Genomic DNA, 247 nt, shown 5'->3' on the forward strand with positions numbered 1-247 from the left:
GCGGTATTTTGTCTGAAGTGGAGATTGTGGCGCTGGTGCGCGATCTGGCGCTGGAAGGCGCGCTGGTCTCCTATAAAAACAACCCTGACGGCACCACCAGCCCCTATGAAATCAACGTCACCTATCTGGATGCGCTCAACCGTGAAGATGACGATGACGCCACGCGGCTGAAACGTTTTTTGCTGGCCCATGCGATTCTGCTGGTCTTTCCCGGCGTGCCTGCCATCTCTATCCAGAGCATTCTGGG

General features: G+C 56.3%; 1 pseudogene. It reads left to right on the forward strand.

What is annotated here, in order from left to right:
• Positions 1 to 247: pseudogene (locus SB756_RS33655) on the forward strand (alpha-amylase); the annotation flags it as partial.

Source organism: Pseudomonas sp. SIMBA_068, from assembly GCF_046534705.1.
Taxonomy (GTDB): Bacteria; Pseudomonadota; Gammaproteobacteria; order Pseudomonadales; family Pseudomonadaceae; genus Aquipseudomonas; species Aquipseudomonas putida.